Annotated in this window: 29 protein-coding genes and 1 pseudogene; 17 read left to right on the forward strand and 13 right to left on the reverse strand. The window is 52.5% G+C overall.

What is annotated here, in order from left to right; all coding sequences use genetic code 11:
* On the forward strand, positions 1–343 hold a 343-nt coding region (locus RQ738_RS09065), incomplete at its 5' end, for a DUF72 domain-containing protein (RefSeq protein WP_314164517.1).
* Between the two features lie 70 nt (positions 344–413).
* Here the strand turns inward: RQ738_RS09065 and RQ738_RS09070 are convergent.
* The 3 genes from RQ738_RS09070 to RQ738_RS09080 all read right to left on the reverse strand — a co-directional run bounded on the left by RQ738_RS09070 (position 414) and on the right by RQ738_RS09080 (position 1,559).
* Complete coding sequence (locus RQ738_RS09070) at positions 414–611, reverse strand: hypothetical protein (RefSeq protein WP_314164518.1); 198 nt, start codon at positions 609–611, stop codon at positions 414–416.
* A gap of 63 nt (positions 612–674) precedes the next feature.
* Complete coding sequence (locus RQ738_RS09075) at positions 675–1,172, reverse strand: BCAM0308 family protein (RefSeq protein ID WP_314164519.1); 498 nt, start codon at positions 1,170–1,172, stop codon at positions 675–677.
* Positions 1,173–1,271: 99 nt separating this feature from the next.
* Positions 1,272–1,559, reverse strand: a complete 288-nt coding sequence (locus tag RQ738_RS09080; RefSeq protein ID WP_314164521.1) for a hypothetical protein — start codon at positions 1,557–1,559, stop codon at positions 1,272–1,274.
* Between the two features lie 89 nt (positions 1,560–1,648).
* Here RQ738_RS09080 and RQ738_RS09085 point away from each other — a divergent pair, with 89 nt between their 5' ends.
* The 12 genes and pseudogenes from RQ738_RS09085 to RQ738_RS09135 all read left to right on the forward strand — a co-directional run bounded on the left by RQ738_RS09085 (position 1,649) and on the right by RQ738_RS09135 (position 12,405).
* Entirely contained in the window at positions 1,649–1,870 is a 222-nt protein-coding gene (locus RQ738_RS09085; protein ID WP_314164523.1) for a fructose 1,6-bisphosphatase, read from the forward strand.
* Positions 1,871–1,906: 36 nt separating this feature from the next.
* Positions 1,907–2,107 carry a dodecin family protein gene (locus RQ738_RS09090; protein WP_314164524.1) on the forward strand — a complete coding sequence of 67 codons (201 nt, stop codon included), beginning with the start codon at positions 1,907–1,909 and terminating at the stop codon, positions 2,105–2,107.
* 184 nt (positions 2,108–2,291) lie between these two features.
* Positions 2,292–4,013, forward strand: a complete 1,722-nt coding sequence (polX, locus tag RQ738_RS09095; protein WP_314164526.1) for a DNA polymerase/3'-5' exonuclease PolX — start codon at positions 2,292–2,294, stop codon at positions 4,011–4,013.
* Positions 4,014–4,031: 18 nt separating this feature from the next.
* Positions 4,032–4,289, forward strand: coding sequence for a bacteriophage holin (locus tag RQ738_RS09100; RefSeq protein ID WP_314164528.1), 258 nt, complete (start codon positions 4,032–4,034; stop codon positions 4,287–4,289).
* 143 nt (positions 4,290–4,432) lie between these two features.
* A complete protein-coding gene (locus tag RQ738_RS09105) occupies positions 4,433–4,936 on the forward strand; it encodes a nucleotide exchange factor GrpE (RefSeq protein ID WP_314164532.1) in 504 nt (167 codons plus the stop codon).
* A gap of 68 nt (positions 4,937–5,004) precedes the next feature.
* Positions 5,005–6,909 carry a molecular chaperone DnaK gene (dnaK, locus tag RQ738_RS09110; RefSeq protein WP_314164536.1) on the forward strand — a complete coding sequence of 635 codons (1,905 nt, stop codon included), beginning with the start codon at positions 5,005–5,007 and terminating at the stop codon, positions 6,907–6,909.
* A 28-nt stretch (positions 6,910–6,937) separates the two neighbouring features.
* Positions 6,938–7,747, forward strand: a pseudogene (locus RQ738_RS09115) (AAA family ATPase); the annotation flags it as partial.
* Between the two features lie 9 nt (positions 7,748–7,756).
* The gene (locus RQ738_RS09120) at positions 7,757–8,710 is read left to right on the forward strand and encodes a DnaJ C-terminal domain-containing protein (RefSeq protein WP_314164544.1); all 954 of its coding nucleotides are present in this window, start codon (positions 7,757–7,759) and stop codon (positions 8,708–8,710) included.
* Positions 8,707–9,021 (forward strand): chaperone modulator CbpM, encoded by a 315-nt coding sequence (locus tag RQ738_RS09125; RefSeq protein WP_314164549.1) that lies wholly within the window; start codon positions 8,707–8,709, stop codon positions 9,019–9,021. The genes RQ738_RS09120 and RQ738_RS09125 overlap by 4 nt, the downstream gene beginning before the upstream one ends.
* A 139-nt stretch (positions 9,022–9,160) precedes the next feature.
* Positions 9,161–9,448 (forward strand): hypothetical protein, encoded by a 288-nt coding sequence (locus RQ738_RS09130; protein ID WP_314164552.1) that lies wholly within the window; start codon positions 9,161–9,163, stop codon positions 9,446–9,448.
* A gap of 120 nt (positions 9,449–9,568) precedes the next feature.
* Positions 9,569–9,838: a DNA-formamidopyrimidine glycosylase family protein gene (locus RQ738_RS13755; RefSeq protein WP_409929541.1), complete on the forward strand. Its 270-nt coding sequence runs from the start codon at positions 9,569–9,571 to the stop codon at positions 9,836–9,838.
* Between the two features lie 131 nt (positions 9,839–9,969).
* Entirely contained in the window at positions 9,970–12,405 is a 2,436-nt protein-coding gene (locus tag RQ738_RS09135) for an ATP-binding protein (RefSeq protein ID WP_314164556.1), read from the forward strand.
* A 26-nt stretch (positions 12,406–12,431) separates the two neighbouring features.
* Here RQ738_RS09135 and RQ738_RS09140 read toward each other — a convergent pair whose 3' ends face one another.
* The 4 genes from RQ738_RS09140 to RQ738_RS09155 form a co-directional block, all read right to left on the reverse strand.
* Positions 12,432–12,680, reverse strand: a complete 249-nt coding sequence (locus tag RQ738_RS09140) for a hypothetical protein (RefSeq protein ID WP_314164609.1) — start codon at positions 12,678–12,680, stop codon at positions 12,432–12,434.
* The gene (locus RQ738_RS09145; protein ID WP_314164561.1) at positions 12,677–13,009 is read right to left on the reverse strand and encodes a hypothetical protein; all 333 of its coding nucleotides are present in this window, start codon (positions 13,007–13,009) and stop codon (positions 12,677–12,679) included. Before RQ738_RS09145 ends, RQ738_RS09140 begins: the two co-directional genes overlap by 4 nt.
* An 80-nt stretch (positions 13,010–13,089) precedes the next feature.
* Entirely contained in the window at positions 13,090–13,236 is a 147-nt protein-coding gene (locus RQ738_RS09150; protein ID WP_314164563.1) for a hypothetical protein, read from the reverse strand.
* A 199-nt stretch (positions 13,237–13,435) separates the two neighbouring features.
* Positions 13,436–15,277 carry an adenosylcobalamin-dependent ribonucleoside-diphosphate reductase gene (locus tag RQ738_RS09155; RefSeq protein WP_314164567.1) on the reverse strand — a complete coding sequence of 614 codons (1,842 nt, stop codon included), beginning with the start codon at positions 15,275–15,277 and terminating at the stop codon, positions 13,436–13,438.
* A gap of 281 nt (positions 15,278–15,558) precedes the next feature.
* Here RQ738_RS09155 and RQ738_RS09160 point away from each other — a divergent pair, with 281 nt between their 5' ends.
* Entirely contained in the window at positions 15,559–16,203 is a 645-nt protein-coding gene (locus tag RQ738_RS09160; protein ID WP_314164572.1) for an HAD family phosphatase, read from the forward strand.
* Positions 16,204–16,298: 95 nt separating this feature from the next.
* Here RQ738_RS09160 and RQ738_RS09165 read toward each other — a convergent pair whose 3' ends face one another.
* From RQ738_RS09165 to RQ738_RS09180, 4 genes are all read right to left on the reverse strand, one after another.
* Positions 16,299–16,955 (reverse strand): dienelactone hydrolase family protein, encoded by a 657-nt coding sequence (locus RQ738_RS09165; protein WP_314164575.1) that lies wholly within the window; start codon positions 16,953–16,955, stop codon positions 16,299–16,301.
* 33 nt (positions 16,956–16,988) lie between these two features.
* Positions 16,989–17,405, reverse strand: a complete 417-nt coding sequence (locus RQ738_RS09170) for a hypothetical protein (protein ID WP_314164580.1) — start codon at positions 17,403–17,405, stop codon at positions 16,989–16,991.
* Positions 17,406–17,619: 214 nt separating this feature from the next.
* On the reverse strand, positions 17,620–18,276 hold the full coding sequence (locus tag RQ738_RS09175) for a phosphoribosyltransferase (protein ID WP_314164583.1): 657 nt from the start codon (positions 18,274–18,276) through the stop codon (positions 17,620–17,622).
* Positions 18,277–18,411: 135 nt separating this feature from the next.
* Positions 18,412–19,011: a DUF502 domain-containing protein gene (locus tag RQ738_RS09180; RefSeq protein ID WP_314164588.1), complete on the reverse strand. Its 600-nt coding sequence runs from the start codon at positions 19,009–19,011 to the stop codon at positions 18,412–18,414.
* An 87-nt stretch (positions 19,012–19,098) separates the two neighbouring features.
* On the opposite strand from RQ738_RS09180, the gene RQ738_RS09185 reads away from it, so the two are divergent.
* From RQ738_RS09185 to RQ738_RS09195, 3 genes are all read left to right on the forward strand, one after another.
* Positions 19,099–19,227, forward strand: coding sequence for a hypothetical protein (locus RQ738_RS09185; protein ID WP_314164591.1), 129 nt, complete (start codon positions 19,099–19,101; stop codon positions 19,225–19,227).
* An 86-nt stretch (positions 19,228–19,313) separates the two neighbouring features.
* Positions 19,314–20,891: a trehalose-phosphatase gene (otsB, locus tag RQ738_RS09190; protein ID WP_314164599.1), complete on the forward strand. Its 1,578-nt coding sequence runs from the start codon at positions 19,314–19,316 to the stop codon at positions 20,889–20,891.
* Positions 20,888–23,293, forward strand: a complete 2,406-nt coding sequence (locus RQ738_RS09195) for a glycoside hydrolase family 65 protein (RefSeq protein ID WP_314164603.1) — start codon at positions 20,888–20,890, stop codon at positions 23,291–23,293. The genes otsB and RQ738_RS09195 overlap by 4 nt, the downstream gene beginning before the upstream one ends.
* A gap of 23 nt (positions 23,294–23,316) precedes the next feature.
* On the opposite strand, the gene RQ738_RS09200 is transcribed toward RQ738_RS09195, so the two are convergent.
* Both RQ738_RS09200 and RQ738_RS09205 read right to left on the reverse strand, forming a co-directional pair.
* The gene (locus tag RQ738_RS09200) at positions 23,317–23,946 is read right to left on the reverse strand and encodes a Crp/Fnr family transcriptional regulator (RefSeq protein WP_314164605.1); all 630 of its coding nucleotides are present in this window, start codon (positions 23,944–23,946) and stop codon (positions 23,317–23,319) included.
* A 596-nt stretch (positions 23,947–24,542) separates the two neighbouring features.
* Positions 24,543–24,836, reverse strand: a complete 294-nt coding sequence (locus RQ738_RS09205) for a PilZ domain-containing protein (RefSeq protein WP_314164607.1) — start codon at positions 24,834–24,836, stop codon at positions 24,543–24,545.
* Positions 24,837–25,101 lie beyond the last annotated feature (265 nt).

Consider the following 25,101-nt stretch of genomic DNA (forward strand, 5'->3'; position numbering starts at 1 on the left):
ACTGAAATCGCCTTATATCACGCGCTTGGAGCGCTACCTGCCCCGAAAACTACCCATGAATTTTTCTGACGAGGCAAAAAAATACAATGCAGCATTCTGTATTTATGAGCTCGACGGTTTTCTGTCGGAACGGGAGGTGACAACAAATTTCGTCTATGTACGCCTGCATGGACCGAACGGTGCATACCAGGGCTGTTATGATATCCGGACACTAGCCGGCTGGGCGGGGACCTTTTCCACCTGGTCGACACAGGGTCGTGATATCTACTGTTATTTTGACAATGACCAGGAGGGATATGCTGCTCGTAATGCCCGGACCCTGCAGTCCATGCTGGTTAAGTGATACTGCGAGCATGGCCCGCTAATTCATACGAGCCTGCGTATGACTACAGTCATATCAATGCCAACCTCACTCAGGCCTGCGTCGGCAGGTGTCGATTCAGGATTTCCACAATCTCCGCTTTGGTAGCCGCCGGGATCATGACTTTAATCTGATACGTTGCTTCTTCTATGTATATCTTTTCCTGCGGGATGCCACTTGCCACCAGGTCCTCCCTGGCATTTTGTGCCTTCTCTGCTGAATCATAAGTCCGGGTTACTGTTTCTGTCATGGCAATGTTCTCCTGTAGCATCAATCACCTGTAATGATAAGGTCCTCATTCGTATGCAACGGCCTAACGCTGCCAGTACACGCGCACGATGCCGGCCTCTTCAGTATAATGGATATCCAGTTCACCTTTATAAGCCTGCTCTATCGCCTCACCGACACCGCGCGGTAAATGCACATCGGTGAAGGTGATGACAGTGCTGCCATCTTCCTGCTCTTCAATGTCCATGAGTCGCTTCATGGGATGCTGCGCGTTTTGATACTCCACCTTGTTATTCACCAGATGCAGAATTTCATCTCGATGCTCATCAAAGAATGAACCGGCCAGGGTAAGATACCCTGCTGGCACCTTGTCATGGATCCGTTGACATGCAGGACACAGTTCCTTGTTTGCAGCCTCGGGAGTCTCTGAGAGCCATTGCCATCTGCCATCAGTGAACACAACGCCACACTCTGGGCACAGGGTCGGTTCAACCGGTTTACTGCGAGCCATATACGGGTCATGTACCCGCTCCTTGATCAGGCGGTCATGGCGGCCACGTTCTACTATGTCTTTCCAGCTCATTGTTTACTCCGCATATAAGACTGGCCCATGCCAGACAGGTTAGTCGTGATACCCGGGAACCGGTTTTTAATTGCTCTTGTTGTGCAGACTGTCAATATATTAGCCTGCTGCCTGATCAGAACGATCAGCGCAAACCCGGCACTGTGGCTTATTGTTCTCGATGTCGTAATCGTTGTTCCAGTGAAACGCCTGTAAATCATCAATCTCTTTGCTTATCCCGGGGGTGACATTCAGGATCTTCCAGCCGTATTCCGATTTCTGGTTGTTATATTGCCCCCGCTGCAGCCAGGCACCACACTGATCCTGACGCCATTCATCAGGGATCTGATCCTGTATGGTGCGCGCCTTGCTCCATACGGCCTCGATTATACTGTTATCAAATCGCATCCGTTTTCTATGCCCTTTTCTACTTGAATATACTGATTCCGGCTACCCTTACCCTGCTGTTAGTAAATCCATGTATACGCGGACGCTCATTGAAATTTATCAATGTATGCATAATTCAGGGGCATACAATACCTAACGAGGTCGATTTTACAGGTGCCAACCAGCCATGGAGTCTGGCTCATACATTGTCCGTCGGCATGCGTCGGCAGGGCTTCTTTGGCGCAGCCATGCTGCCTATGTCAGAACTGAAGTATACCGGCATCATGGACAAGCTTAAATTACTCGACAAGCGATTCACCATCCGCGCGTAGGCACATGAGTACAGTAATTATCAGGAGGAAAATAGCATGGCTACATTAAAGGTTATTGAAGTGCTCGCACAATCAGAAAAAAGCTGGGAAGATGCCGCCCAGGTTGCCCTTGACGAGGCATCCAGGTCATTGCATAACATCAAGTCCATATACATGAAGGAAATGGAGGTCAAGGTGGAGAATAACAAGATCACCGAATACCGGATTAATGCAAAAATTTCCTTTGCGCTCGACTAGGGTACAGGGCCGTCTTTCCGAATCTGCTGTCAGACCCGTCATAATGACCGTCGTGATTGATGCAGGCATGTCTGAGGCGTGCCCGGCTGAACATGCCGCCAGATAATCCACATATTGACATTGCCACAGTTTATGTCGGCAGCTAACACATGTCCCGGTTACTTACCCGGAGTAGCATTGCACTATGCCCATGCATAACAAGGAAATAGCCGAGAAATTCGAAATGCTGGCCGACCTGCTGAAAATCGAAGACGCCAACCCGTTCCGGGTCCGTGCCTATCGCAATGCAGCACAGACTATTCGCGGCTATGCCAAAAGCATGGCCGACATTCTGAAACAAGGCGATGATCTTGCAAGCTTGCCGGGAATCGGCAAGGACCTCGCAAGCAAGATCAAGACCATTGTTGACACCGACGAGTTTCCGACACTCGAAGAAATCAAATCGCATACCCCCGCCGCACTCAGTGATCTCATGAAGATAGAGGGTCTGGGCCCGAAGCGTATCAAGAGCCTGTATAAAAACCTCAATATTCGAAGCCTGGATGACCTCAAGCAGGCCGCGGAGGCCGGCAGGATCCAGCAGCTCGAGGGTTTCGGCAAAAAGACCGAGCAGATGATCAAGGAACGTGTAGCACGTTTTGCCGGTGTAAAACCACGCATCAGGCTCATGGAAGCCGAGGAAATGGCCGCCCCATTGGTCGCGTACCTGGCGAAATCCGAAGCTGTCAAGGATATCGTGGTTGCCGGCAGTTACCGCCGCCGCAAGGAAACCGTTGGTGATCTCGACATCCTGGTGAGCGCCAGAAAAGATTCACTCATCATGGATAGCCTTACCGGTTACGATGAGGTTGACGAAGTCGTCTCAAAGGGCAAGACCCGTTCGACCGTGCATTTGCGTTCGGGCGTGCAAGTCGATTTACGTGTCGTGCCACAGGTAAGTTATGGTGCTGCCCTGCTTTATTTCACTGGTTCCAAAGCCCATAACATTGCCGTGCGCAAGCTCGGCGTCAACAAGGGCTACAAGATAAACGAGTACGGTGTCTTCAAGAATGACAGGCGCCTGGCAGGCAAGAGTGAAGAAGAGGTCTATGCCAAAGTAGACCTGCCGTTCATTGAGCCCGAATTACGTGAAGACCGCGGTGAAATACAGGCCGCCCAAAATGGCCAGCTACCCGAACTGGTTCGCCTTGAGGACATCCGAGGTGATCTGCACTGCCATACCACGACTACCGATGGCCACCATACACTTGAAAAAATGGTGACCGCCGCCGTGGCAAGGGGTTATGAGTATATCTCCATCAATGATCATTCCAGGCACGTCACCGTTGCCAATGGTCTGAACAAGAAACGTCTGCTTGAACAGATTAGGGCCATCGACAAACTGAATGAAAAACAAAGTGACATCGTGGTACTCAAATCTATCGAGGTAGATATCCTGGAGGACGGTAGCCTGGACCTCCCGAACAGTGTCCTCAAGGAACTTGATTTTACTGTGTGCTCCATACATTACAAATTCAACCTGCCGAGTGAAAAACAGACAGAACGTGTTCTGTGCGCCATGGACAATCCTTACTTTACTATTCTTGCACACCCGAGCGGACGCCTTATCAACCAGTGGGAACCTTATGAAATTAACCTCGAGAAGATAATGGAAGCGGCGCGTGAGCATGGTTGTTGCATTGAAGTAAATGCCCAGCCGGACCGGCTGGACCTGACAGATGAAGGCTGCAAAATGGCCAAAGACCTTGGGCTGAAGGTGGCCATCTCCACTGATGCACATAGTACGTCGGGCCTTGAGTTTATGCGCTTTGGTATAAACCAGGCCCGTCGTGGCTGGATTGAGGCCAGGGACGTTATTAATTGCCAACCATTGAATGACCTGAAAAAGTTATTTAAGCGTAACTAGACAATGGAGAGCCCGCTGATGAAACTCGATATACGTGCCTTCTCCTTAACCTGTGCCCTGCTCCTGGGCTTTGGCCTGTTCCTGGCAACGTGGTGGATCATGGCCTTTGATGGCAGCTCTGCAGACCCGACCCTGATAGATAAATTATACCGCGGTTACAACATTACACCGATGGGCAGCCTGATTGGCCTGGCCTGGGGATTGGTCGACGGTCTTGTCGGTGGTGCGATCTTTGCCTGGCTTTACAACCTGCTCAGTTCCCGGTCTTCAACCTGACAGTCGTAAAATGCACCATATCATGGGGACCCGAATGAGGGATATTATTTGCGTGAAAACACTAGCGAGGACAGTGGAAACCAGGGCGAACCGATATGACTGAACGTCGAAGCGATACTGGTAGAAATACGGATTCTCCATCTATGGAGAAACTGCGAGCGGCGCTTGCCGAGTGTGAAAAGGCACTCGAAATCACCCGGCAGGAGTCTGACGAACGCCAGGATAGCCTGTTACGCGCATATGCGGAACTCGATAATGAACGCAAAAAAGCCCTCAGGGAGATCGACAAAATGCAGAAATTCGCGATCGATCGACTGCTCATTGCACTGTTGCCGATCAAGGACAGCCTGGAACTTGGTCTGCAGACAGCCGGCGATACCCTGAACCCGCAAAGCCTTTCCCAGGGCATGCAGCTTACTCTCGACAAGCTCAGTACAGTTTTTGCTGATTTCGGGATAGAAACGATTGACCCCCAAGGTGAGCAGTTTAACCCTCAATATCATGAGGCGGTAGATATGGAACCAATGAGCGATGTGCCACCTAATACCGTCTGCCATGTTCAACAGAAGGGCTATGTCCTCAACGGAAGGGTTGTCAGGGCAGCCCGGGTAACGGTATCAACAGTACCGCAGACTGAACAGCATTGACTATGTTATATGGCACGAGCCATAAACAGTGCAGTCGACCAGACAAGAACTAACAGGAGGTTAGGAAAATGAGCAAGGTAATCGGAATTGATCTCGGCACGACCAACTCATGTGTGGCCATCATGGAGGGCTCTACGCCCCGGGTTATTGAAAGCAGTGAAGGTGGCCGAACCACGCCATCCATTGTCGCCTTCACCGAGGATGGCGAGATTCTTGTAGGTCAGACAGCCAAGCGACAGGCCATAACCAATCCGGAGAACACCTTCTTCGCCATCAAACGCCTGATCGGTCGACGTTTCGATGATCCAATGGTGCAGAAAGACATCGACATGGTGCCCTACAAGATCATCCGCGCAGACAATGATGATGCCTGGGTAGAAACCCGTGGCAGAAAAATAGCCCCACAGGAGATTGCCGCCAAGGTCCTGCAAAAGATGAAGCAGACAGCCGAGGAATATCTGGGTGAAGAGGTAACCGAAGCAGTCATCACGGTACCGGCATACTTCAATGACTCCCAGCGCCAGGCCACCAAGGACGCAGGCCGTATTGCCGGTCTTGATGTCAAGCGCATCATCAATGAGCCTACAGCAGCATCATTGGCCTATGGCATGGACAAGAAGCGCGGCGAACAGAAGCTCGCCGTCTATGACCTGGGTGGCGGCACCTTCGATATCTCTATAATAGAGATCGCCGAAGTGGAGGGAGAGCATCAATTCGAGGTGCATTCAACCAATGGCGACACCTTTCTCGGTGGTGAGGATTTTGACAAACGTCTAATCGACTATCTGACCGTTCAGTTCAAAAAGGATCAGGGTATCGACCTGCGTGGTGATCCCCTTGCCATGCAGCGCCTCAAGGAAGGCGCGGAAAAGGCAAAGATCGAACTCTCGTCTTCCCAGCAGACTGATGTCAACCTGCCCTATATCACCGCGGATCAGACTGGCCCCAAGCACCTCAACATAAAAATCACCAGGGCGAAATTCGAATCGCTGGTTGAAGACCTCGTTGATCGCACCATCGATCCGTGCAAGGTGGCACTAAAGGATGCCGGCCTGTCGGCTGCGGATATCGATGAGGTCATCCTCGTCGGTGGCCAGACCCGCATGCCACTGGTACAGGAAAAGGTAAAGGCATTCTTCGACAAGGAACCACGCAAAGACGTGAATCCTGATGAAGCCGTCGCTATCGGTGCTGCTATCCAGGCGGCCGTGCTCTCGGGCGAGGTAAAGGACGTCTTGCTACTTGACGTCACCCCTTTATCCCTGGGTATCGAAACACTCGGTGGTGTCATGACCAAGCTGATTGAGAAGAACACCACCATTCCGACCAAGGCCAGTGAGGTCTTTTCCACCGCCGATGACAACCAGTCCGCCGTCACCGTGCATGTCCTGCAGGGCGAGCGCGAGCGCGCAGCGGATAACAAGTCACTTGGCCAGTTCAACCTCGAGGGGATCCCGCCGGCATCACGCGGCGTACCCCAGATCGAGGTAACCTTTGATATCGATGCGAACGGTATTCTCAATGTCAGGGCCAGGGACAAGGCCACCGGCAAGGAGAACAAGATCGTCATCAAGGCCTCCAGCGGCCTCTCGGAGAGTGACGTCGAGCGCATGATCAAGGAGGCGGAAATCCATACCGAGGAAGACCGGAAATTCCGCGAACTGGTCCAGGCCAGGAACCAGGCCGATGCCATGATTCACGCTACACGCAAGTCAATGGACGAGCTGGGAGAAAAAATACAGGACAGTGAAAAGAATGCCATCGATTCCGCCATCAAGGAGCTTGAAGAGGCCATCAAGGGTAACGACAAGGGCCGGATAGATGACAAGACCCGGGCATTGAGCGAAGCATCAGCCAAAATGGCCGAACGGGTCTATGGAGAGTCTGGCGGCAGTACAGAAACCGCTGCCAGCAGCGGCGATGAAAATGTAGTCGATGCCGAGTTTGAAGATGTGTCAGACAAGAAAAAATAATAAACTACATTGCCTGGAGCATGCCGGCGGCTCATTCCTGTTTCTCGGCCCCACCGGTGTTGGCAAAACCGAACTGTGCAAGGCACTCGCAGATTTTCTGTTTGACAGCGAAGAGGCCATGATCCGCATCGACATGTCGGAGTTCATGGAAAAACACACCGTGGCGCGTCTCATCGGTGCCCCGCGTGGCTACGTCGGCTATGAAGAAGGCGGCTACCTCACCGAGGCGGTACGCCGCCGGCCCTATTCCGTCATTCTCCTCGACGAGGTCGAAAAGGCCCACGCCGATGTATTCAATATCCTGCTCCAGGTTCTTGACGACGGACGCCTCACTGATGGGCATGGCCGCACTGTAAATTTCCGCAACACCGTCATTGTCATGACATCAAACATTGGCTCGGAGGTTATCCGTGAGATGGCCGGCGAGGAACACTACATACAGATGAAGCAGGCGGCCATGGAGATCATCAGCGAGTATTTCCGGCCGGAGTTCATCAACCGCATTGACGAGGTCGTGGTCTTTCACCCGCTGGGCCGCGAACAGATCAAAAGCATTGCACAATTACAACTCGATTACCTGCGCCAGCATCTGCAGAAACGCGGTATGCGGCTCGAACTGACCACGGCCGCACTCGAACTGCTGGCAGAGACCGGCTTCGACCCGGTTTATGGTGCACGCCCCCTCAAGCGAACCATTCAGCAGCAGGTAGAGACGCCACTGGCTCGCGAGATCGTCGCCGGCCGTTTCGGGGCCGGCGATACTATCCTGGTTGATGCCCGCAATGAGGCCATCGTATTTCACCGGGATAAAGACGACTCTGTCGCGGCTGGCAGCTAGGCGACGCAGATGGAATACAAGGATTACTACAAAATCATGGGCGTGCAGCGAGATGCCTCACAGGATGACATCAAACGTGCCTATCGTAAGCTGGCGCGCAAATACCATCCCGATGTCAGCAAGGAAGCCGACGCCGAGGAAAGATTCAAGGAACTGGGAGAGGCCTACGAGGTGCTCAAGGATCCGCAAAAGCGCCAGGCATATGACCAGTTGGGCAGGGACTGGAAGCATGGTCAACAGTTTCGCCCGCCACCGGACTGGGCATCCGGCTTCGATTTCAGCGGTGGTGGCTTCACACAGGCGGATGCTAGTCAGTTCAGCGACTTTTTCGAGTCATTGTTCGGCGGCTTTCGCAGCGATTACTCGACACACCGTGGTGGTTTCCGTGCGCGTGGCGAGGATTTGCATGCCCGACTGCGCATAAGCCTCGAGGAAGCCTACCATGGCACCACCCGCGAAGTGTCGCTGAACCTGCCTGCGGATAGCGATCACGGTAGCAGGCGCCAGCAACAACGTACCCTGAAGGTACGTGTCCCGAAAGGGATAAAACGGGGGCAACGTATACGCCTGGCCGGCGAAGGTGGACGCGGCTTCGGTGCCGGTGCGCCTCCCGGTGATCTTTATCTGGAAGTCGATTTTGAACCGCATCACCTGTTCCAGTGTGAAGGTCAGGATATTTTTCTGAATGTCCCTGTCGCACCATGGGAAGCGGCACTGGGTGCCGAGATCAGTGTGCCCACACTTGGTGGCGAGGTTGACATGAAGGTACCCCCGGGTTCGCAAAGCGGGCATAAGCTACGCCTGAAAAAACGCGGCTTGCCCGGAAATCTGGCAGGCGATCAGATCGTGACTCTACGGATTGAAACCCCGCCGGCAGTAACAAAAGCAGCCAGAGAGGCTTATCAGCATCTTGCCGAGGCAGTACCTTTTAATCCGCGGGAAAGGCTGGCGACATCGAAATGAAGTATGAACAGGAAATCCGGATAGGCATACTTCTGGACGACTCTGTTGAGTTGACCTTGAAAGAGATCTGTCACACCTGTCACGTCAGTGCGGATGTGGTCCTGGATCTGGTCGATGCAGGCATACTCGATCCAGTCAACAGTGAACGTGGTGAATGGTGGTTCAGCGGTCATGCAATAGAACGGATCGAACGCGCCCTGAACCTGCAACGGGATCTCGATATCAATCTGGCCGGTGTCGCACTGGTGCTTGACCTGCTGGACGAGATCGAGCACCTGCGTGAGCGCGTACAGATTCTCGAGATCGAGTGATTCAGCATAGGATATTTGATCCAGTTAGGTCATACTGACAGACGAACCCACCGATTTGATCACTTGCCTGCATGCAAGCGATCACTAAAACCGCTAGCAGATAGCGAGCGCGTTATTGTCAACATAAGGAGAGATCATCATGGAAAAGAAAGAAATCTACCAGGAAAAAATGAGTGCCAAGCTTCATGAGTGGCAGGCAAAAATCGATGCCCTCAAGGCCAGGGCAGATCAGGTCGGCGCAGACCAAAAACTCAAGTACCAGGAACAGATAGATAATTTACGCACAAAACAGCGGCACATGCGTGAAAAACTGGATGAGTTGAAAGCCGCCAGTGAAAGCACCTGGGAAGAAATCAAAACACGAGTAGACCGGGCCTGGGAGGATCTGGAAGGCGCGGTTGAAAAATTAACCAAAAAATTCAAATGACATACCCGAACTGCCCGATGTAGAGGTATAGCGTCAATACCCGGGTGAAACGGTCTTGCATCAACGTATAGAACGCGTCCATGTGGCAAGTGACTCTGTTTTGTTCGACCCCCGGGGGGGCTGGGGCGTGCGTTCAGACACCATAGTTTTCATTCTGTCGATCGCCATGGCAAGTATCCGTTCATTGATACAGGTAATAAATGGCTGGTCATGCATTTCGGCATGACCAGCCATATCAGGTATTTCCAGGTGAAATGGGAAATGCCTGACGTTACCCGATTATTCTTCATCTTTGAAAAAGGCAGCTGGTCGCACCGCCTGGTATTGCACTCATTGCCAGCGTCTCCAGTCAGCATAGACATGAGCCGGTGTAAGCATGCCAACCAATAAACCTTACTACTCACGGCATTGAGATACTTCAATGTTTTTGAACTGTAAATCAACAAATCATGTAATATAAAGCTGCTTTATTATAGTTTCAGACAAGCGTTGCCTGGCGTTCTATAACAAGGAGGGTAAATATGAGCACTGTTTCACCGCTATCTCCAGATGTCCTCTATCAGCGTTGCAATCCGGATATTTTCAGTTTTACCACCACGGCAGAGGTTGAAGACCTGGACCGGATGCTCGGTCAGGAACGTGCTCTTGAAGCCATCGAACTTGGTATCGAACTCGATTTACAGGGTTTTAACCTCTTTATTCTCGGCCCACCGGGTACCGGGCGACACAGCTTCATTCGCCAGTTCCTGCAAGAGAAGGCCTCTTCCAGGGGCGTGCCCGCCGACTGGTGCTATGTAAACAATTTCGATGAGCCACGCAAACCTGCCGCCATCGAGATACCGGCGGGCAGAGGTCGGCACTTCCGCGAGGATATGCTGAGTCTCATAGAAGAAGCCAGTAGCGCCCTGCCAGCCGCATTCGAAAGCGACGACTACAACAACCGTCGCCAGGCGATAGAACAACAGGCCAGTCAGGAACAGGAGGAGGCGCTCCAGGAAGTACAAAAGCGCGCCGAAGAACTCGGACTTGGCATCATACAGACCTCAACCGGCTTTACTTTCACGCCATTAGACAATGGTGAGGCGATAAGCCCGGAAGATTACAACAAGCTTTCCGAGGAGGAACAGCAGAAACTCCAGCAGGATACGGAAATAGTCGGAAAGGAGTTACGGAATATTTTACGCACGATTCCCCGCCGCATCCGCAAGGTCCAGGAAAAAATCCATCAACTGGATCGTGAAGTTGCCCTGTTTGCCATGGAGAGCCTGATCGAAGAGTTGTTGCAGAAGTATGCTGATTTACCCAAGGTTATTGCCTTTCTGAAAAGTGTCGAGGAGGATATTGCGGATAACGTCGATCTTTTCATACCGACAGACGACAAAAATACCGCTGTCCTGAAGGAAGCGATTACCGGGCAACATAGTATCGACAAGGAATCAGAAATCGCACATCGCTACAGTGTCAACCTGATTATTGATCACAAAGATGACACCGTTGCGCCTGTTATTTTTGAGGATCATCCTACCTACCCCTACCTCGTTGGTCAGATAGAGCATATCGAAAAGCTCGGTGCCCTCACAACAGATTTCACCCTGATCCGTTCTGGTGCCCTGCATAAGGCTAATGGCGGCTATCTTGTTATCGACGTACGCAAGATTCTGATGCAGCCGTTCGCCTGGGATGGGTTGAAACGCGCCCTCAAGTCACGCGAGATTGACATAAAGTCAATTGCCCAGGCCTATAGCCTGGTGAGCACGGTCTCGCTCGAACCCGAACCCATTCCACTGGATGTAAAGGTTGTCTTGATAGGTGATCGTATACTCTATTATCTCTTGCAGGAATATGACCAGGAGTTTCTGGAACATTTCAAGGTAGCCGCCGACTTCGAAGATGATATGGAGCGCAGCGATGTAAACATACAGCAGCTTGCTCGCCTGATAGCCTCGGTGGCGAGAAAGGAAGAGCTGAAACCATTGGACCGTGCCGGTATTGCGAGAGTCATTGAGGAAAGCTCTCGCCATGCTGACGATGCACAGATGCTGTCTACGCAAATGCGACGTGTTACTGATATTGTGCGCGAGGCGCACTACTGGGCAAGCCGCAACGGCGGTGAGGTAATCGGGGCTGTGGAAGTACAGAGTGCTATAGATGGACAGAGACGCCGCATGAGCCGCATCCGAGATCGGCTCCTGCGTGAGACCCTGCGTAACACGATCCTCATCGACACCGAGGGCAAGGTTATCGGCCAGGTCAATGGTCTATCTGTACTGCAACATGGCGACTTCGCCTTCGGTCGCCCTACCCGGATAACGACACGACTGTCGCTGGGCTCAGGCAAGGTCATCGATATTGAACGCGAGGTGGAACTGGGCGGTCCGATTCATTCCAAAGGGGTACTCATTCTTTCCAATTTCCTGGCATCACATTATGTGACTGACCGGCCACTGTCGCTCTCTGCCAGCCTGGTATTTGAACAGTCCTATGGTCCAATAGAAGGTGACAGCGCCTCGGCTGCCGAACTGTGCGCCCTGCTTTCCAGCCTTGCCATGGCCCCAATCAATCAGTCTGTTGCCATAACCGGTTCGGTAAACCAGCATGGCCAGATTCAGGCCATCGGCGGTGTTAACCAGAAGATTGAAGGATTTTTTGATCTCTGCCAGGCGCGTGGCCTCAGTGGTGAACAGGGCGTCGTGATTCCTGCCTCAAACCTCAAACACCTGATGCTACGCCAGGAAGTGGTCGATGCAGTTGCTGACAAGCAATTCAATGTCTATGCCGTAAGCAATATTGATGAATGCATGCAGATACTCACCGGCCTCGAGACTGGCGAGCGTGATCAGCAAGGCAACTTCCCCAAAGGCAGTCTTAACTATCGCATCACTGCGCGCCTGATTGAGTTTGCAGAGAATCGGCAGGAATTCGCCAGCAAAAAGAAACCGGAGGATGCCGGGCAGTGATATTTGCGCGGCAATCTGCATAAACTCTATGCCTGCTCTGCAGCCTGTTGGTTGTTTGTGATGATAGACTGGATCTCATCCCCGGACAGGGTTTCTTTTTCCAGCAGCTTCTGCGCAAGAGCGTCCAGTGACCGCCGGTGTTTTTTGACAAGCTCCATAACCTGCTCCTCGACACTGCGAACGAGACGACAAATCTCAGCATCGATGATTTCCGCTGTATGTTCACTGAAGTCGCGTTGCTGTGCCATTTCCCGGCCCAGAAAGATATGCTTCAGGCAGGGGCATCAGGGAATTCCCCATGCAAGCGGCTGAAATATACTTCCAGCTCGGCCAGTATGTGTTCGAGGGAACCAGAGGCTATCAGCTCATCGCTGCCGCTATATGCACAATAAGTATCACGGTCCTTGCCTCGAACGACACGCGCGGCCAGGGTCTCATCGGTCCCGCCCCGATAGATTTCGAATATATTGCCGGCATCAGAAGATTGTACCCAGTGCCAGCGCGTGGCACGGCCATGGGCGATAGTATGCCCGCCAAAGCTTTCAAGCTGCCTGCGTGCCCTCACATTGATGAAGCTATCTGCCAGAGATATGATTTTGGACATTTTGTTCCCCTTAATGTAACCAATAGTCTGCTGATTGCCTGGACAGCCTTCTTCGTTTCCATGCCTGATGTAGCCGGTTATCAGCTCTGGAATACATTTTTGCCCGGCTTTGCGCGACGACACGCTGCCAGTTCTTCGCGCCATAACTGCAGTAACTGCTTATGAACCTCCGGGTTAGCCTGGCTTTGCAATAACAGGTCATCCTTTATCCGGATGTCAGTACTCATCCAGCCCTCATCGACTGCACATTCCATCCTTACCAGTCAGTGGTGTTCTTCAGGCGCGACTTCAAATTGACAGGTCTCCAGTTTCAGTGCCTCGAAGAGGGCATTCGCTGCTTGCCTGGCGGTTACGAACTCCTTCGTTGATGATTTCATCCTGTTCCCTCCGGGTATGCTCTGGCTGATTGCCAGCGTCATACATAATCTAACGACCTGCCCTGTCCGTCTCATCTGCGTAGCTGCAATACAATCCGCATTCTTCCCTGGCATTCGACTGCATAGGCGCATCATAACCGCCCGATGGCCGGTAAACAGTCAGGCCCTTGAGACCCTGATCGTAAGCCTCCCGGTATACACCCCTGAATGCTGCAAAGGGATAATCCCCGGGTATATTGATGGTCTTGGAAATAGCATTATCGACATAAGGCTGAAGCGCTGCTTGCATGGCGATATGCGCCTTTGGCGGTAGCGCGGCGGCCGTAATAAAATATGCTGGCAATTTTTTTGCGCCATGCATTTCGCGCCAGCGAAGGTGGGCAAAGTCTTCAACCTCGAAGTTCCGTACCTTGCCCTGTTGGACGTGTACGCGATGACGATATTTAAAATCAAATACCGGTTCGATGCCCGTGGAGACATTCTCCGCCAGCAGGCTGATGCTGCCGGTGGGGGCAATGGACAAAAGGTGGCTGTTGCGAATACCATGCCGGGCAATCGCATCACGCAACTTCGCCGGCAATGACTGAATGAAGCTGGAGGCCAGGTAAGGCTCTCGCTGCAGATAGGGGAATGCACCTTTCTCCCTGGCCAGTTCGACTGAATACTCATAAGCGCTATGGCAAATTGTTCGCATCAGGGTTGCGGCTTGCTCACGAGCCTGTTCTGAATCATAGTGCAGCCCAAGCATGATCAAGGCATCGGCCAGACCGGTAACACCGAGACCGATTCGTCGTGTTCCATGTGACTGCTGATACTGCTCATGCAGTGGATAGTGTGAGATATCAAGTACAGCATCCAGAAGTCGAACCGCCGTGCGAGTGGTCTCCCGGATACCGGGGATATCCATAGCCGCCTGCGAACTAAAGGGGGCATGGACAAAACGACTCAGGTTGATTGAACCCAGATCACAGGCACCATAAGCCGGCAGGGGGATTTCGCCGCAGGGATTGGTCGCACTGATCTGTTCACGATAACCGAGATTATTAAGGCGATTGACCCTGTCAACAAACATGACGCCGGGCTCGGCATAGTCATAGGCCGAGCGCATGATGGCTTCCCATAGTTCAGCGGCAGGGACACGCTGAAAGATACGGCAGGCGACGGGGCTCGCATAACCCGGCCAGTGACACGTCAGCGTCTCGACTTCGGCTCCTGTGTTGCCGGTGACCAGCCCCTCTGCAGGAAATAACAGTGGCCACTCATCCTCGTTTCTGACTGCTTCCATGAAGGCATCACTTACCTGTACCGACAAATTAAAACGACTCAATTGACCGGCCGTCTGCTTTGCGGTAACAAACTCCAGTATGTCCGGATGATCGCAGCGCAGGGTTGCCATCATGGCGCCGCCGCGTACATTTGTTGACAGCAGGGATTTGCACATCACATCCCACAACCACATAAAGGAAACCGGTCCCGAGGCAATGCGGCCGACACTCCCTGCCTGACTACCACGCGGCCGCAGGGTAGAAAAGTCACAGCCGATCCCGCCGCCCTGTTGCATGGTGAGCGCACTTTGTTTCAGGGCATCACAGATGCCGTGCAGACTGTCTTCAATCGCACCCATGACAAAACAGTTAAGTAATGTCACGTTCTGTTCTGTCCCGGCACCCGCAAGGATGCGTCCGCCGGGCAGAAATCGGAAATCTGCAAGCACGTCCAGGTACTTCGCTGCCCATTCTGCCTGATCAGGAACTTCTATCGCGGCGCAGGCCCTTGCAACCCGCCGCCATGTAGCTTCGATACCGGTTTCCGTTTGCCCTGATTTTCTACGTTGACGGTAACGGGTTTTCCATACAAAACGGGCAATATCACTGTGCAGAGGGTCATCCATCGCCTCGATCACGGTTAACAGGCTGAAATATGATTATGAGATAAAACATTCATATTAAAACACTAAACTTCAGCCCTTGTCGCAGCATTGCGATTTTTCAATGTTTTGCCGCCTCCCCTCGAACATTATCTAAATCGAAGGACTATTTATCCGTCGGACCGGCACACCGACAAGCACCAGAAAAAAACCGGTCTTCCAACGCATATGTTTATTCGATTTTTTCGTATGTCACTACAGCCCGCCCGTAAGCGAGACAATATGCATATTTGGAGCCTGATGTAATGCCCGGAGAAAATGTTTTACCCACGCATATTCGCGCAGTGCTGTTAGATTTTGGTGGAGTCATAGCCGAAGAGGGCTTTCAGAACGGATTGCATTACCTTGCCGAAACACAGCAGCTTGATGCAGATGAGGTTATGGATGCCGGACGTGAGGCAGTATATGACTCAGGCTATGTCACGGGCACGGGCAGCGAGGCAGATTTCTGGGCATTATTGCGACAACGTACCGGCATCACTGGTGATGACGAGCATCTGACCAGGGATATCCTGGACCGGTTCATCATCCGCCCCTGGGTGATCGAGTATGTAAGACGTCTACATGCCGCCGGCTTCATTACCGCTATCCTTAGCGACCAGACTGACTGGTTGGAACGCCTGGACAAACAGTTTCACTTTACTGATGATTTTGATCAGATTTTCAACAGTTACCGCCTTGGCAAAAGCAAACGCGATCCCGGCCTCTTCGATGATGTAATAAAGGCACTGGGTATAATGCCCGGCGAGGCACTGTTTATCGATGACGATGCCAGTCATGTCAGGCGCGCCCGGGACCGGGGTCTGTGGGCGATACGGTTTAAAACCCGTGAGGATTTTCACGCCCGGCTGCGGGCCCTGCCTCGGGAACTGGCCATTCCTGTTGACTAGTCGAAAGTGTAAGTGGAGACAGGCGGTTTTAAGCTTCAATTCCTGCGAGCGGTGATCTTAACCCATGCGGATTCATGATCTTGTGAATCCGTGTTTCAGCCAATAAATCTCTGGAACCAGTCACGACTAAGACGGGCCACCTCATCCAGCTTTCCAGGTTCCTCGAACAGATGCGTCGCCCCTGGCACAATCTCAAGTTCAGGGTTGTTCTGCATTTGTTCGCTGGCGGCCCGGTTCATCTCTATCACAGCCTCGTCAAGGCCGCCAACAATCAACAGTGTCGGCGCTTTGACCCGAGCCAGGGCCTGGCCTGCCAGGTCCGGGCGGCCGCCGCGAGATACGACGGCAGCGACATATTCAGGTCGCTCCGCGGCTGCAATCAACGCAGCCGCGGCACCCGTACTGGCGCCGAACAGACCGATGCGTAAACCACGGGTCTTCTCACCCGCGGTCAACCAGTCAACGGTCTTCACCAGACGCTGACTCAATCGACCGATATCAAAGCGCAGTGCCCGGCTTTGCATGTCTATTTCATGCTCTTCCGCCGTCAGCAAATCAAACAGCAGGGTAGCCAGTCCGCCATCATTGAGAAAACCTGCAACAGCGCGGTTACGTGGACTGAAACGACTACTGCCACTGCCGTGTGCAAATACGACAATACCGGAAGCATTTTCGGGCATTACCAGATTTCCGGGTAGCTCGACGTCACCGCCCTGAATTGTTATTTCACTGGCATGAGGACTGTTATTCATGGGTGTCTCCGCAATCATCCTTGAGTATGTCTGCTATCTCTCAAATTCAGCCAGACCGTTCAACGCTTCCGGGATGGCGGGGATCTGGAACCAGATAAAGGTGCTTACGTCTTTTCCCGCTTCGACATTGTCAAGCCTTAAGCCCTGGTGTGCCTCACCCACTGTCAGATCGAAAACGCGCATTACATTGTCCAGTGGGTGTTGAACGAACTGGTAGTCCTCCGGTGATTGCGCAGTAATAATAAAACTGGCCGGCATGGTACCGATAGCGATGTTTTCGAGCCGCACCTGATCGGCAATAATGTGCCAGCGTTGCTGCAGCTCGGTTGGTGCGAAGCCTGCTTGCGTGGTGGCTATCACCGCCAGTGTTGCCAGCCAGCCGCGATGACTCAGGCCAAACTCAATACAAGAAATTATCCATTCCTGTTCGGGGATCTCGATTACATTCACATCAAAACCTCATCACCAGCCAGGTAAGTCATTAAGTTTTCAATGAACACGCAACTTTATTGCCAGGGAACATCTTTCAACATTAACCTTTGATACACGCGGTGAACGATTAGTTGTTAAAAAACGGGATTGGGGCGATTCCCTTATGCGTGGTAGGCGTTCGCGTCCGTGTAAGTACCGACGGCAAGGCATGGCCTGCAGGTTCGGCGGCAGATCATTGTGATGTACTCTCCCAGCGGTCAGTAAGTAATTGCCGTACTTCCTCATCTGTAACCTGGTTGAAATCAGCATACCAGTTCCCGATTGCCATAAAGGGTTCAGGCGTAGCCAGGCAGACGACTTCATCAGCCTCATTGCGGAGAAGTCTTATCGTATCCGGTGGTGCCACGGGTACAGCAATGATTATCCGCCGCGGCTTCTGCTGTCTTAGCGCGGCAATCGCAGCGCGCATGGTCGCGCCTGTGGCGATACCGTCATCGACCAGCAGAACCTGTTGGTTCTCGATTTTCGGCCTTGGTCGCTTGCCCCTGTAGACCTGTTCCCTGCGTGCCAGCTCTTTTTCCTCCTCCCGGGAAACCTTGTCTATTACCTCGCTGGTAATGCCCAGCGACGAGACAATATCCTCATTGAGTACACGAACACCGCCGCTGGCAATGGCCCCCATAGCCAGTTCCACATAACCCGGAGTGCCCAGCTTACGTACCAGCATAAGGTCCAGTGGCACGTCGAATTTCACCGCCAGCTCGTAAGCCACCGGTACACCACCTCGCGGCAAGGCCAGGATCAGGAGGTCTTCACGGTCTATTCGAGATGCCAGTTCCTGTGCCAGTGCCTGGCCGGCGAGCTGACGATTCCTGATAGGCAGCTTCACCCTTCTGTGCCCGTGACTGAACGCCTGTGCCCCGGATCTTTCATTGCTTCTGTCCTGTGTTCATGTCCTTTTTAGATATAAATCCACAAACTCGCATTGAAATTAATCAATCTATAACCTTGCATGCAATCGTTATCAGATATCTTCCTGCAAAGAAGGTTTGGACAGGCCGGCCATTAATACCCGGCGCATGGCCTCTTCGATCGACATATCCAGTTCTTCGACACGTGTGCGTGGCAGGTATAATGTATAACCGCCAATCTGATAACTCATTGGCAAATAGACAGCCACATACTCCTCGTCTGTAGGCAGCCCCGGAATGTCATTCACATGTTCCGAGGTCAAAAAGCCAATGAGGCGTGTGTCCTGGATGGTTATCATGACGACCTGCTTGATGTTTTTATGCTGCCGGGAAGACGAGAAGAACTCGATGAAATCGCGTAACGCCGCATAAACTGTTTTAATCAGGGGGATACGTTCGAGCATGTCCTCGCCAAAGTGAAAAAGCTTTCGAACCAGCCATGCATTTACCACAAGACCGACAAGAAAGAGCAGCACCAGGCCGGCTATCAGGCCCAGCCCAGGCCAATAGTATTGCTCAGGCACAATAGTCGACAGAAGGGGATGCAGGACCTTTTCAATCGAAACCCCCAGCCAGTATACAAGGTAGAGAGTAAGGCCGACAGGCAATACGGCAGCCAGGCCTTTTAGCAGGATATTCCATATATAACGCATTCACTTTCTCTCGTTGCGCATCAATCTACTCTGGACAGGCCAACCTCGTTGCCCCGGAAGTACTGGACAATATAGAGCGCCCCCTTTATGGCAGGCTCGAGAGTTGTTGCCGTCAGCACTGCACTGGACGGTACGGCGGGCATAGAAACGCCAATTATCGAGGCTTTTGCCAGTGTGGTGGACGCAAGCATGGTCTGCATTGAGATTTTTCAATGATGATTTCCTGAGTGTGAGTGAAAGTATTTCAATAGATAATCAAAACACAGGAAAGTATTCTGATACGGCCATGCACCCATGACGATATGAACACTGCCGTTCATGACAAGGTACTCTCAGCGGATCACTTTGATGCTGTCATTCTGGATCTTGATGGTGTGGTGACCCGGACCGCCAGTGTACATGCCGATGCCTGGAAAACGATGTTCGATGACTTTCTTGCCCGACATACTCCAGCAGGCAAAGATTTTGAACCCTTCAGTATCAATACTGATTATCCCCGATATGTCGATGGCATGCCACGCTATGATGGTGTACGCACTTTCCTGAAGTCTCGCAATATCGAACTCCCTTACGGAAACCCTGATGACAAGCCCGATCAGGAAACGATATGCGGGCTGGGTAATCGCAAGAACCGCTTGTTCATAAAGAAACTCCGCAGTGAAGGAGTCAAGGTTTATGCTTCGAGCATAAGCCTGATCCGCAGCCTGCGTCAAGCAGGCTTTCGCACTGCAGTCGTCTCTTCAAGTCGCAACTGCAAGGAAGTCCTGGAAGCGGCGGGCATCGACAACCTCTTTGATGCCCGTGTCGATGGCGTCGAACTGCAGCGACTCCAGCTCGCCGGCAAGCCGGCCCCGGACATGTTTGCCGAGGCATGTCGCCGGCTTGCCAGCGAGCCACGCCGTAGTATCGGCATCGAGGATGCCACAGCGGGCGTGCAGGCTGCCAGGGCAGCCGGTATCGGTTACGTCATCGGCGTAAATCGAGGCGACCAGGCCGCGGCCTTATATGAACATGGTGCCGACAGTGTCGTCAGTGACCTCGCCGAGCTGCGCGTGCAGGCCAGCGTTGGGAACCGCTCGCCTGCACATGAGCTGCCCTCAGCACTCGACGCCTTAGATGAGATTATCGACAGGCAGGATCGGCAGGCTGCATTATTTCTGGATTACGATGGCACCCTGACCCCTATCGTCTCACACCCTGACGATGCGATTTTGAGCGAGGCTATGCGGCATGTCCTGCGCAGCCTCGCCGGCCTATGTAAACTGGCCATTGTCAGCGGCCGTGACCTCAACGATGTACGTAACCGCGTCGGCATAGACGGCATCTGGTATGCGGGCAGCCATGGCTTTGATATTGCCGGCCCGGGTGGTAACCGCGCCGAATACCAGCAGGGTCGAGAGTACCTGCCTGCACTCGATGCCGCGGAGCAAACCTTGCGTGCCAGGCTCGCTGATGTTCCAGGCTGCCTGGTGGAACGCAAGCACTTCTCTATCGCCACACATTATCGCCAGGTGGCACAAGGGCAAGAAGCAACCGTCAAACAGGCTGTAGACGAAACACACGCAGGCCATCCCGAGCTACGCCTGACAAGCGGTAAGAAAATCTTTGAACTGCAGCCTGCCATAGACTGGGACAAGGGCAAGGCCATACGCTGGTTAATGCAGGCCCTTGACCTGGACTTCATTCGTTTTACCCTGATTTATATAGGTGATGATGTGACCGACGAGGATGCCTTTCGTGAACTGGAGACCCAGGGCATCGGTATCCTGGTGACGCAGGAACAACAACCAACCCGCGCAACCTATCGGCTCGATGACCCGGCTGCGGTGGAAGGCTTTCTCGAGCGGTTAAGTGCCAAACTCGCGGATGCCAGGGCATGAATGGCTGGAAACTGGTCTATACAACGTACAATCCCCGGCAGGAAGCACTCCGTGAGGCGCTCTGTACAGTCGGCAATGGTTATTTTGCGACTCGTGGTGCAGCTCCGGAAACGGTTGCGAATGATATTCACTACCCGGGAACCTACATCGCTGGTTGCTATAACCGGATGCAGACAGAAGTTGCGGGTAAGATCGTCGAAAATGAAAGTCTCGTCAATGTGCCGAACTGGCTGGCACTAAGCTTTCGCATCGGAGCAGAAGACTGGTTTGACCTCGGCACAGTGGATGTACTCTCCTACCGGCAGGAGTTTGACATCAAGCAGGCCATTCTGAAACGGAGTATTCACTTCCGCGATAAATCGGGGCGACATAGCCGGCTCGAGCAACGACGACTGGTGTCCATCGATCAACCACACCTGGCTGCCCTGGAAACAATCATTCGCACCGAGGACTGGAGTGGGACACTCGAGGTACGCAGTGCGCTGGATGGTCGTGTCCTGAACAATGGTGTCGCCCGCTATCACGATCTGAAAAACCAGCACCTTACCCCCCTGCTGGCTGAATCAATTGCGACTGATACTGTTTTCCTTGAGCTTGAGACCAACCAGTCACATATCCGAATTGCCGAAGCAGCAAAAACCCGTTTATGGCTTGCCGATGAGCCATTGGATCTCAAGCCACAAGTCCAGCAGGATAAGGATTATATCGCCCACTGCTACAAAGTCGAACTTGACCCGCAGCAGGCCTTGCGGATCGAAAAAACCGTTGCCCTCTACATTACCCGCGATCACGCCATCAGCGAGCCGGGGCTGGAGGCACGCAAGGCTGTTGCCAATGCAGCCTGTTTTGACACATTGGTAAACCGTCACATTCAACGATGGAAACAGCTATGGCGCCGCTTTGACTTTGATATTGAGCATGATAATGAGCAGGACGAGGAGAAAACCGAGAAAATATTACGCCTGCATATTTTGCATCTCATTCAGACGACCTCGCCGCATGTCATGGATCTTGACGTAGGCGTGCCTGCGCGTGGCCTTCACGGCGAAGCCTATAGGGGGCATATCTTTTGGGACGAACTGTTTGTCTTCCCGTTATTCAATCTGCGCATGCCGGAGATAACACGGGCGCTACTGCATTATCGTTATCGGCGTATCGGCGAAGCACGGCGCAATGCACGGGCAGCGGGATACAGCGGCGCCATGTACCCATGGCAAAGCGGCAGTAACGGTCAGGAAGAGAGTCAAAGCCTGCACCTGAACCCGGCATCAGGCAACTGGCTACCGGATAACTCGCACCTGCAGCGCCATATCAATGCCGCTATCGCCTATAACGTCTGGCAGTATTACCAGGTGAGCCGTGACATGGAGTTTCTGTTGTTCTACGGCGCCGAGATGATCATGGAAATCGCGCGCTTCTGGGCCAGTGTCGCCACCTACAGCGAAAAACTGGACCGCTACGAGATACTGCATGTAATGGGTCCGGATGAATTCCATGATGCCTATCCCGGTTCCGCGCATCCGGGTCTGAACAATAATGCATATACCAACATAATGGCCGTGTGGGTACTTTGCCGGGCCCTGGAGCTAAGGGAGATATTACCCAGTCAACGCTTTGAAGAACTCTGCGAGATTATGGGACTCGTGCGAGAAGAATTAGACCTGTGGGATGATATAAGTCGCAATATGCACATCCCCTTTCATGACAATGGCATCATCAGCCAGTTCGAGGGTTACGAGAAACTGGCCGAGCTTGACTGGGGCCGTTATCGTCAGGAGTATGGAGACATTCATCGTCTGGACAGGATACTGGAAGCAGAGGGAGATTCAGCGAACCACTACAGGGTATCCAAGCAGGCTGATGTATTGATGCTGTTTTACCTGTTTTCGTCCGAAGAGCTTGATGAACTGTTTCAGCGGCTTGATTATCCGTTCGAATACGAGACGATACCGCGTAACATCGACTATTATTCACGGCGGACCAGTCACGGCTCGACGCTTAGTCGTGTGGTGCATTCCTGGGTACTGGCAAGGGCCAATCGACCGGGCGGCTGGCCACTGTTCCAGCAGGCACTACAAAGTGATGTGGCCGATATTCAGGGCGGAACCACCCAGGAAGGCATCCATACCGGTGCCATGGCGGGAACGATTGACCTTATCCAGCGCTGCTTCACCGGCATAGAAGCACGCGGCGACATTCTGCGTCTCAATCCGAGCTTGCCTGAGGGTCTGAAAAGTCTCTCGCTAAATATCCGCTATCGCCAGCACGTGCTTGGTATACATATGACCTCGACCTGTGTGCGCATCAGCTCGGAGCCGTCCACGGAACAGCCTATCAGGATCAGTGTCAGGGAAGATGTCTACTCACTCGAGCCGGGCGAAGTGCACGAATATACGTTATAAGCAGCGCACTTTAAGTGAAGCCGTTACTGCCTCGCCTCATGCTGCAGGCGCTGGAAGTCGATTGCGTATTTCTCGTAGGAGTAGCTTGCCAGCTTATGCAAGGTATTGTTGCGTTTGAACTCCGCCAGTATGCGGCTTACACTTTCGGGCGTAACACCGAGCATATCCGCCATTTCATGCACCGTTAACAAGTCAACCATGTGGGAGGATTCGCCATACTCAAGTCTGGAGAGGAATTCGACCAGGCGCGCCACGCGGGATTTGATACCGCCCGTAGAAAAGTCTGAAATCCACCTGTCGGTTTGCCCGAGCTGCTTGTAGCCCTGCTTCATAATCTGGCAATACTGTTGTGGGTTTTCGCGCTCAAGAAGATGCAGGGTATTCATCGGGATATAAGTAACTTCCACATCATCCACGGCGACAGCATTATGCTCGTAGGACCTGGTAACCAGCCCCTCAAGACCGAGCCAGTGGTTGCGATTATGCAGGCCGACAATTCGCGCCCTGCCATTCGGCAGGTAACTGAGCAGCTTGACCATGCCATTAAGGATGATAAAAACCTTATCGACCTGATCACTCTCCCGATAAATGATCTCTTTGGACGAAAACACCTTCCGTTTACAGCCGGTCATGACTTCCGGGAGCTCAAACATCTCCCAGTCGTTATGACTAACCAATTCATCAGTCAGACAGTGTACCGCACTACATCTCATAGCCAATGCCTCTTGCTTGATTTTTGACATCTTTCTGATCCTTGTTATCCCACTACAAGCCCGCACTACGCATTGATACTTTACCCGGCATTGCTGACGACAAATCATATGTAACCGGGTTTTATATGTGGTTAAACAACTTGCTTGCCAGTCCTGAAAACCATGTTCTTACACTATTCCCCTCCTCCCGGCATGGCAAGGTGAAAAAGACACGATGCCCAGCTGTTCGGTTGCGCTTCCTGACTTTGAGATAATCAGCCCGGCTTCATATCTCCGCGTTCGCTATGGGGCTTGCAACCAACATGGCTACAGGATACTGGCACTCTTGAAAGAGCGATATACGCAAGTTATACCTAAGTAGAATACCGGGTATGCTGTGGCTGGAGACGTTCGACAAACGGCAGCCTTTTCAGGCCATCATGGCCGTCGCGAAACGGCGTCTGACAGAAACAGATGGCCTTATTCAGGCGTTATGCAGGCGTTATGCAGGGTAGAACAGCGCTTCTCTGCCAGGCGCTATTACTGCCGGCTCATGATCAGGCCAGGTACTTCTCTAACAATGTACGCGCCACGTCATCAAGATCCCGGAATATCATGCCAAACCCGTTATTGTTATTATGCACGACCAGTCCCGGGATCCGCACTGCGCGACCCTCTCCATCTGAGGATATATAAAGCTCGACGCCACCGGTCACCTCTTTCGGGGCATCAGTCAGCACAAACATTCCATCATTGCTGATGTTATATATGAGTCCTGTACGCTGCCCATTACGGTACTGTATGTCGGCCAGGGCAAGGGCTTTATAACGTGCCCCATGGCGATGTTCCATCTGTATTACCTTTCATATATGAATACTACACACCATGACCATCTTGACCAGCACCAAAACAGGCATATACGAAACGCGCAAATGACCTCAAACTTGTAATTCCATCCTAAGGTCGTTTAAACAATCCTCATTTCCCCCTGTCGGTCACACCCCCATGCCGGCATTCTCAAGTGAGATAACATATAATAAATCACTGCTGTCCCGTTAATTCCCTCTCCCTTCGGGAGAGGGTTAGGGTGAGGGGATTTAGATTCGATAACACCTT

The organism is Sulfuriflexus sp. (assembly GCF_032250955.1).
GTDB lineage: Bacteria > Pseudomonadota > Gammaproteobacteria > AKS1 > AKS1 > Sulfuriflexus.

Excerpts from the sequence above, each read along its gene's own strand:
- RQ738_RS09070 (WP_314164518.1), bottom strand. The coding sequence starts at position 611 with ATGACAGAAACAGTAACCCGGACTTATGATTCAGCAGAGAAGGCACAA.
- RQ738_RS09075 (WP_314164519.1), bottom strand. The coding sequence starts at position 1,172 with ATGAGCTGGAAAGACATAGTAGAACGTGGCCGCCATGACCGCCTGATC.
- RQ738_RS09080 (WP_314164521.1), bottom strand. The coding sequence starts at position 1,559 with ATGCGATTTGATAACAGTATAATCGAGGCCGTATGGAGCAAGGCGCGC.
- RQ738_RS09090 (WP_314164524.1), top strand. The coding sequence starts at position 1,907 with ATGGCTACATTAAAGGTTATTGAAGTGCTCGCACAATCAGAAAAAAGC.
- polX (WP_314164526.1), top strand. The coding sequence starts at position 2,292 with ATGCCCATGCATAACAAGGAAATAGCCGAGAAATTCGAAATGCTGGCC.
- RQ738_RS09100 (WP_314164528.1), top strand. The coding sequence starts at position 4,032 with ATGAAACTCGATATACGTGCCTTCTCCTTAACCTGTGCCCTGCTCCTG.
- RQ738_RS09105 (WP_314164532.1), top strand. The coding sequence starts at position 4,433 with ATGGAGAAACTGCGAGCGGCGCTTGCCGAGTGTGAAAAGGCACTCGAA.
- dnaK (WP_314164536.1), top strand. The coding sequence starts at position 5,005 with ATGAGCAAGGTAATCGGAATTGATCTCGGCACGACCAACTCATGTGTG.
- RQ738_RS09120 (WP_314164544.1), top strand. The coding sequence starts at position 7,757 with ATGGAATACAAGGATTACTACAAAATCATGGGCGTGCAGCGAGATGCC.
- RQ738_RS09125 (WP_314164549.1), top strand. The coding sequence starts at position 8,707 with ATGAAGTATGAACAGGAAATCCGGATAGGCATACTTCTGGACGACTCT.
- RQ738_RS09130 (WP_314164552.1), top strand. The coding sequence starts at position 9,161 with ATGGAAAAGAAAGAAATCTACCAGGAAAAAATGAGTGCCAAGCTTCAT.
- RQ738_RS09135 (WP_314164556.1), top strand. The coding sequence starts at position 9,970 with ATGAGCACTGTTTCACCGCTATCTCCAGATGTCCTCTATCAGCGTTGC.
- RQ738_RS09145 (WP_314164561.1), bottom strand. The coding sequence starts at position 13,009 with ATGTCCAAAATCATATCTCTGGCAGATAGCTTCATCAATGTGAGGGCA.
- RQ738_RS09150 (WP_314164563.1), bottom strand. The coding sequence starts at position 13,236 with ATGAGTACTGACATCCGGATAAAGGATGACCTGTTATTGCAAAGCCAG.
- RQ738_RS09155 (WP_314164567.1), bottom strand. The coding sequence starts at position 15,277 with ATGGATGACCCTCTGCACAGTGATATTGCCCGTTTTGTATGGAAAACC.
- RQ738_RS09160 (WP_314164572.1), top strand. The coding sequence starts at position 15,559 with ATGCCCGGAGAAAATGTTTTACCCACGCATATTCGCGCAGTGCTGTTA.
- RQ738_RS09165 (WP_314164575.1), bottom strand. The coding sequence starts at position 16,955 with ATGAATAACAGTCCTCATGCCAGTGAAATAACAATTCAGGGCGGTGAC.
- RQ738_RS09180 (WP_314164588.1), bottom strand. The coding sequence starts at position 19,011 with ATGCGTTATATATGGAATATCCTGCTAAAAGGCCTGGCTGCCGTATTG.
- RQ738_RS09185 (WP_314164591.1), top strand. The coding sequence starts at position 19,099 with ATGGCAGGCTCGAGAGTTGTTGCCGTCAGCACTGCACTGGACGGTACG.
- otsB (WP_314164599.1), top strand. The coding sequence starts at position 19,314 with ATGAACACTGCCGTTCATGACAAGGTACTCTCAGCGGATCACTTTGAT.
- RQ738_RS09195 (WP_314164603.1), top strand. The coding sequence starts at position 20,888 with ATGAATGGCTGGAAACTGGTCTATACAACGTACAATCCCCGGCAGGAA.
- RQ738_RS09200 (WP_314164605.1), bottom strand. The coding sequence starts at position 23,946 with ATGTTTGAGCTCCCGGAAGTCATGACCGGCTGTAAACGGAAGGTGTTT.
- RQ738_RS09205 (WP_314164607.1), bottom strand. The coding sequence starts at position 24,836 with ATGGAACATCGCCATGGGGCACGTTATAAAGCCCTTGCCCTGGCCGAC.